The 7,147-nt window shown below is 47.0% G+C and carries 4 protein-coding genes and 1 pseudogene; 2 read left to right on the plus strand and 3 right to left on the minus strand.

Going from position 1 to position 7,147, the window contains the following annotated elements; all coding sequences use genetic code 11:
* Window positions 1–94 precede the first annotated feature (94 nt).
* Window positions 95–1,219, plus strand: a complete 1,125-nt coding sequence (locus BKE30_RS08885) for an MltF family protein (protein WP_076878225.1) — start codon at window positions 95–97, stop codon at window positions 1,217–1,219.
* Between the two features lie 63 nt (window positions 1,220–1,282).
* Here the strand turns inward: BKE30_RS08885 and BKE30_RS08890 are convergent, their stop codons facing one another.
* Together BKE30_RS08890 and serC are read right to left on the minus strand one after the other, a co-directional pair.
* Window positions 1,283–1,816, minus strand: a complete 534-nt coding sequence (locus BKE30_RS08890) for a GNAT family N-acetyltransferase (RefSeq protein WP_076878226.1) — start codon at window positions 1,814–1,816, stop codon at window positions 1,283–1,285.
* 41 nt (window positions 1,817–1,857) lie between these two features.
* Complete coding sequence (gene serC, locus BKE30_RS08895) at window positions 1,858–2,937, minus strand: 3-phosphoserine/phosphohydroxythreonine transaminase (protein ID WP_076878227.1); 1,080 nt, start codon at window positions 2,935–2,937, stop codon at window positions 1,858–1,860.
* A gap of 118 nt (window positions 2,938–3,055) precedes the next feature.
* Here serC and BKE30_RS08900 point away from each other — a divergent pair, with 118 nt between their 5' ends.
* On the plus strand, window positions 3,056–3,814 hold the full coding sequence (locus tag BKE30_RS08900) for a ZIP family metal transporter (RefSeq protein WP_076878228.1): 759 nt from the start codon (window positions 3,056–3,058) through the stop codon (window positions 3,812–3,814).
* A 230-nt stretch (window positions 3,815–4,044) separates the two neighbouring features.
* Here the strand turns inward: BKE30_RS08900 and gyrA are convergent.
* Window positions 4,045–6,937: pseudogene (gyrA, locus tag BKE30_RS08905) on the minus strand (DNA gyrase subunit A); the annotation flags it as partial.
* Between the last annotated feature and the right edge of the window lie 210 nt (window positions 6,938–7,147).

Genomic DNA, 7,147 nt, shown 5'->3' on the forward strand with positions numbered 1-7,147 from the left:
ACGTCATGCGATGCCGTACCTCAACCATTAGTTAGTGCTTATCTGCCTATGCATTAGGTCAGGCTGCACTGCCTAGCGTAAGATGGAGACACCCATGCGCCATAACTCCGGCGGTTTGAGTTTGAAGCCTGCTTTTGCACTTTCTAAGCCAAACCGGTTTTCTTCAACATTTCGTATTGCTTTACTTTCTACCTTATTTCTTCCCCTTCATAGCTTTAGTAGTAGCCCGGTTACCCAGTATGACAAGGTAGTGGGCAAAAAAACCCTGACTGTTGTTGGCGTTGAAGGCAGTAGCACCTTTTTTAAGGAAGACCAGTTCCTGCATGGTTTTGGTTATGACCTGGCCCGTGCCTATGCTAACGACCTGAATGTCAACTTTAAGTTCAAGACTGCATCCAATAGTGCGGCTGCGCTGGATATGGTTAAAAAAGGTCAGGCTGACTTTGCCCTGACTACGGCCGAACCGGCACTGATTGAGAAAAAATCGCTCATTGCAATGGATATCAGCTGTGGTGACCAGAAAACCCTGAGCCAGTATGGTTTAAGTACCCATTTAAGCTGGTCATTCAAGGACGCTACCGACCCCATTGCGGCCACTGCCAATGGTTTTATCTGTAGTAACAAACAGCAAGGCACATTATCCAAGTTGGCGGCGTTTTATGACCGTAATGTGATGAATAAAACCGCACAACAGGTTTTTTATCGTGACATTAGCAAGCGCTTGCCAGTGTATAAGGCCAGTTTCCAGAAAACTGCCAAAAAGCACCAGCTGGACTGGCATTTGCTGGCAGCAATTGGCTATCAGGAATCCTATCTGAACCCGGCCTCGGTTTCCCCGACTGGCGTGACTGGTTTGATGATGCTTACTCAGGGCACTGCCCGGGAAATGGGCGTGGAGGATCGTCGTGATCCCACCCAAAGCATTCAGGGAGGTGCCCAGTATTTTCGCCTCATGCTGACCCAGTACAACCATATTGCCAAGCCGGATCAGGTCTGGTTTGCTTTGGCTGCTTACAATATGGGTCCCGGTGCGCTAAACAAGGTACGCAACACAGTTAAGCGTAAGGGTAAAAACCCTGACAGCTGGGTGGATGTATACCAGTATTTATCGGCTAATTCCAAAGCAAACCCACGATACAAACAATGCATTACTTATGTAACGCGTATCCGGGCTTATCTGGAAAACATCAAGCAGGATCAGCAACTGGCACGGCTTTGATTTTTGCCTGCTTGTGACACACGCATTGCCCTGCTATCCATGCGGGGCTTTTTATTGCGTGGTTTAGGCAATTTTTTGCATGATTAATAAATGTAAAGGCTGCTTCGGTGTTCCCACATTCTGATCCAGGGGATATGGCTTAATTTGACCGGTTTGCTGGTAACCTCGCCGTTCATAGTAAGCTATTAATTCCTGACGGGTATGCACCACAGACATCTCAAATATATCAGGCTGAAAAAGCTGACGACCCTGCTGCTCGGCATAATCCAGTAGCTGCCTGCCAATATGCTGCGCCTGATAGTGAGGTTCAACAGTGAGCAGGCCAATCTGTAAAACAGGGCTATGCCAGCTTAACAATACACAACCTACGATTTGCGGGTTATGTTTCTCAAGCGGTAGACACTCTGCAATCAGCAAATAATTTGAGGGTTGCTGTAGCAGGCTTTGCAGTTGCTCAAGGCTAATGCGTTGCGCAGTAATCCAGTTTGACTCGTGGGTCCAGCCTTCCTGACCCGATGTGGGCCGATAAGCCCGGTTTACCAGTGCCACCAAGGCACTGGCATCCTGCATGGTGGCTGGCCGGAAACTAAGTATCATGGGAGTATCAGCCAAAATTTTTAAGGCAATGGCTTTAAGTTTTAACCATGCTTTTGGGCAAAGTCCTGCATAAATGCGACCAGTGCCTGTACGCCTTGCAACGGTACGGCATTATAAATACTGGCACGCATACCGCCTACAGAACGATGTCCAGCCAGATTAAGCAAGCCAGCACCTTCAGCCTCTTTCAAAAATATTTTTTCCAGATTGCTGTCTTTTAAGGTAAATGGCACATTCATGATGGAACGATTCTGAAGGGCTATCGGATTTGCATAAAAATCGCTTTGATCAATGTAGCCATACAGCAACTGGGCCTTTTGCAGGTTCACCTGCTGGATTGCTTCAACTCCGCCCTGCTCCAGCAACCATTCAAACACCAGTCCAGATAAATACCAGGCAAAGGTAGATGGCGTATTAACCATTGAATCATTTTTTGCCTGATCGCTATATTTTAAAATGCTGGGGATATCAGGGCGTGCCTGATCCAGTAAGTGGTCACGCACAATTACAATGGTCAGGCCAGCTGGGCCAATGTTCTTTTGCGCACCAGCGTAAATAATGCCAAATTTGCTAACATCTAGTGGAGCAGACAAAATGCTGGAAGAAAAATCGGCAACCAGCGGTGCATTACTGTCTGGAATAAAGTCAAACTGCAAACCACCAATAGTTTCATTGTCCACATAGTGCAGATAAGCCGCATTGTCACTTAGTTGCCATTCACTCTGCGGGGCAATGGCAAACTTGCCATCAACAGTGCGGCCTGCTTCAATGACATTAATGTCGCCATAACGCTGGGCTTCCTTCAATGCTTTTTCAGACCAGATACCCGTATGCACATAATCGGCACGGGTATTTTTACCCAGCAAATTTAACGGAATTGCCGAGAATTGCAGGCTGGCGCCACCTTGTAAAAACAGCACTTTGTAATTGTCGGGAATATTCAGCAACTTGCGCAAGTCTGCTTCGGCCTTTTGGGCAACTGCGACATAATCACTACTGCGATGGCTCATTTCCATAATGGACAAGCCACGATCATGCCAGTTGGTCAGCTCTTGCTGGGCACGTTCAAGTACAGGAGTAGGTAAAGCCGCTGGGCCGGCGCAAAAATTATACGCGCGCATGGATATTCCTTATAAAAACAAGAAAAAAAGAGGCACTATTTAAGCATAAAACCTCTTGCCTAAGTAGCCATGTTTTTTCAAACTTGGGCAAGAAAATTCATTTTTTGGAGAAAAAGAGATGCCAATCTGGTTACAGGCTGGTCTGTGGGGCTGGCTGGCTGGTGGTGCATTGCTGATTGGCGCAACAACAGGTTATTTTCTTAAAGTTCCCAGCCGTTTTATAGCGGCAATTATGGCATTTGGTAGTGGCGTTTTAATTTCCGCCCTGTCCTTTGAACTAATGGATAAAGCCTATAAGCAGGGAGGCTTTAATGCAACCGCGTTGGGTTTTGTGACAGGTGCAATAATATATACGCTAGCCAACCGGACACTGGCCAGATATGGTGCCAAGCATCGCAAACGCTCTGGCCAGCAGCAAGCAAAAGAAGCGCAAACTGCTGCAAATGGAGGCGCTGCAATTGCAGTTGGGGCACTACTGGATGGTATTCCTGAATCCATCGTTATTGGCTTATCCATGCTAGGTGGCAGCAAGGTTAGCCTGGTGGCGGTTATTGCGATTTTCCTGTCCAACATTCCAGAAGGGATGTCCAGCGCAGCAGGCATGAAAAAAGCTGGACGCTCCAAGCTGTATATTTTTGCAATCTGGGGCGGGATTACATTAATTAGTGGTGTTGCTGCCATTACCGGTTATGGCGTGTTCAATGTATTTTCCAATGAGGTCATTGCTGCAACTATGGCTGTTGCAGCCGGTGCCATATTGGCAATGATTGCCGATACCATGATTCCAGAAGCCTTTGAAAATGCCCATGACTGGACAGGACTGATTACTGTACTAGGCTTTTTGACAGCCTTTATGCTAACCAAACTGGGTGGCTAAGCTAAAAACTTTATCTTATAAAAATGAAGCCCAATAAAAAAGGACGTTAAATGCAGCCATAACGTCCTTTTTTATTTTTAGCTGGACTTATTCAGCAGAATCAGTAGCCTGCTGATCAGATTCAGCCTGACCTTCATCAGTGACTAATTCAGCCTCACTATCTGCATCAGCAACAATGTCATCCGTGCTTGTATCGTCAGCCGCAATGTCTTCTACATCTGCAATATCATCCAGAGACACCACGCCAACCAGCACCTCATCGTCACCCACACGGATCAGACGCACACCCTGAGCATTACGGCCAGTGGTGGCAATTTCTGATGCACGGATACGCACCAGTGTACCGCCATTGGAAATCAGTAGCAGTTCATGATGCTCATCAATAGCAACTGCACCTACCAGTTCACCGTTACGCTCGCTGGTCTTAATGGCAATTACCCCCTTACCACCGCGTTTTTTGGTGGGATAATCACCAACCGGGGTACGCTTACCGTAGCCATTGGCACAGGCGGTCAGTACTTCACCATTTTCTGGCACGACAACCAGCGAGACAATACGCGCACCCATGCTATCACAGCTGCTATCGCTATCATCCTGATCATCACTGTCGGCCACTTGCTCCTGATCAAGCTCCTGCTCGACTTCCTGAGCACCGCCAATACGCATGCCACGCACACCCTTGGCAGTACGGCCCATGGCACGTGCATCGATTTCTGCAAAACGAATCGCCTTGCCTTCATTGGAGAACAGCATGATTTGCTGCTCGCCATCAGTAATGGCAACACCAATCAGCGTGTCATCACCATTAAGCTCAATGGCACGCAAACCATTTGAGCGCACGTTGCTAAACTGTTCCAGCTCAACACGCTTGACAGTTCCGCACTGGGTAGCCATAAACACATAGTAATTTTTAACTATGTTTTCAACCTGTGCTGCAAATTGCGTAAGCACAGTAGATTGAGTCGGCTCACCTTCAATAGCTGCCGTGCTCTGGCTAGTAAATAGTGCATGCAGCGCCTTTAAAGGCTCTTTAAGGGTTTCAGGCAGTTCATCAACACTATCTTCACTTAAGCCGGAAAGCACTGCTTCAAGCTGCGGGAAATGCTCTGCAATTAAAGCCTCGGCCTGTAGTAGAGTACCCTGTGCTTTGACAAAAGCCTTGAAATTGACAAACCGTTCTTTAAATTTCTTTGGGATATCAATAACCGGCAAAATGGCAGTAATGGTTTCAGCGGCATCCAGCGGCAATAAATTCACCATGGGGCGACCACGTGAACCGCGTGATGCCTGTGGTACTTCATAAACTTTAAGGCTATAAACCTTACCAACATTGGTAAAGCACAACACAGTAGCGTGGTTGGATGTCACCACCAGATGCTGGATAAAATCATCTTCCTTCATGCTGGTGGCAGACTTGCCACGACCACCACGACGCTGCGCCGCATAATCAGACAACGGCTGGGTCTTGGCATAACCAGCTTTGGAAACGGTCAGTACCACCTGTTCTTCAGGAATCAGATCTTCACGCGAGAAATCAACACGGGATTCAATAATTTCAGAACGGCGGCCATCACCATATTGATCCAGAATAGCGCGCAGTTCGGCACGGATGACATCCATTAGCAACTCAAAACTGTCCAGAATGGCTTGCAGCTCGGCAATTTGTCCCAGAATTTCGCTATATTCGCCCAGCAGTTTGTCCTGCTCCAGACCAGTCAAGCGATGCAGGCGCAACTCTAAAATGGCACCCACCTGAGCAGGCGACAAACGATACTGGTTTTCAGTCAGGCCAAACGGTTTGGTTAAATCTTCACCCTCAATTTCATCAGGACGGACAGATTTGTGACCTGATTTTTCCAGCAAGGCCAGTACGCCACCAGCCTGCCACATGCCCGCCAGCAGGCGCTCACGTGCCTCACCCGGATTGGCCGAGGTTTTGATGGTATCAATGATGTCGTCGATGTTGGCCAGCGCTACCGCCAGACCTTCCAGAATATGCCCACGTTCACGCGCCTTGCGTAATTCAAACATGGTCCGACGGGTAACCACTTCCTGACGATGACGGATAAATGCCGCAATCAAGTCTTTTAAGTTCATCAATTTGGGCTGGCCGTTATCCAGACAAACCATGTTGATGCTAAAAGAGCTTTGTAGCGGGGTATGCAAAAACAGGTTATTAACAATGATTTCCGCGTTTTCATTACGCTTTAAATCAATGGCAATCCGCATACCGTCCTTGTCGGATTCATCACGAAGCTCGGAAATGCCTTCCAGCTTTTTCTCTTTAACCAGCTCGGCAATGCGTTCAATAACACGCGCCTTATTGGCCTGATACGGAATTTCAGTAAAAACAATGGTAATACGGCCAGTTTTTTCATCTTCTTCAAAATGATACTTGCCACGGATATGCAGGCGACCTTTACCCGTGCGGTAGGCATCAACAATACCTGATTTACCGTAAATAATACCGCCAGTTGGAAAGTCAGGACCGCTGATATGCTCCATCAGGCCTTCAATCGTAATGTGGCTATCATCCACATAGGCCAGACAGGCATTAATCACTTCAGTGAGGTTATGCGGTGCCATATTGGTGGCCATACCAACCGCAATACCAGCAGCACCATTAATCAGCAGGTTAGGAATACGGGTTGGCAAAACCTGTGGAATCTGCTCAGAACCGTCATAGTTTTCTTCCCAGTCAACCGTGTCTTTTTCAAGGTCGGCCAGTAACTCATGCGCCAGACGGGTCATACGGACTTCGGTATAACGCATGGCCGCTGCACTATCGCCATCGACGGAACCAAAGTTACCCTGACCATCCACCAGCAGATAACGCAAGCTGAAATTCTGCGCCATACGAACAATGGTTTCATACACGGCAGAATCGCCATGCGGGTGATATTTACCGATTACATCGCCCACCACACGGGCAGATTTTTTATAGGCTTTGTTGTAATCGTTGCCCAGCTCGTGCATGGCAAACAGCACACGACGATGCACAGGTTTTAGACCATCGCGCACATCTGGCAATGCACGCGATACAATGACGCTCATGGCATAATCAAGATAAGAATGCTTGAGTTCTTCCTCAATCGCAATCGGGAGAATTTCCGATACGCTCATGCCTACTCCTTTACTGGCTTTTCGCCTATTTAGAATACAGATCAGAAACTTACTGCTTGAAAACCGCTAGATTAACGCAGTAAAAACTTTGAAATAAAAGTTAAAGGATTTTAACATAACCAGTCAATATTATCTAAATTTAATTACATCCAACTTAATTATTTATTTTTTAATTTCAATGAGTTAAATCCATATTCTAAAGAATTGTAT

This window comes from Alkanindiges hydrocarboniclasticus, assembly GCF_001982605.1.
Classification (GTDB): Bacteria; Pseudomonadota; Gammaproteobacteria; order Pseudomonadales; family Moraxellaceae; genus Alkanindiges; species Alkanindiges hydrocarboniclasticus.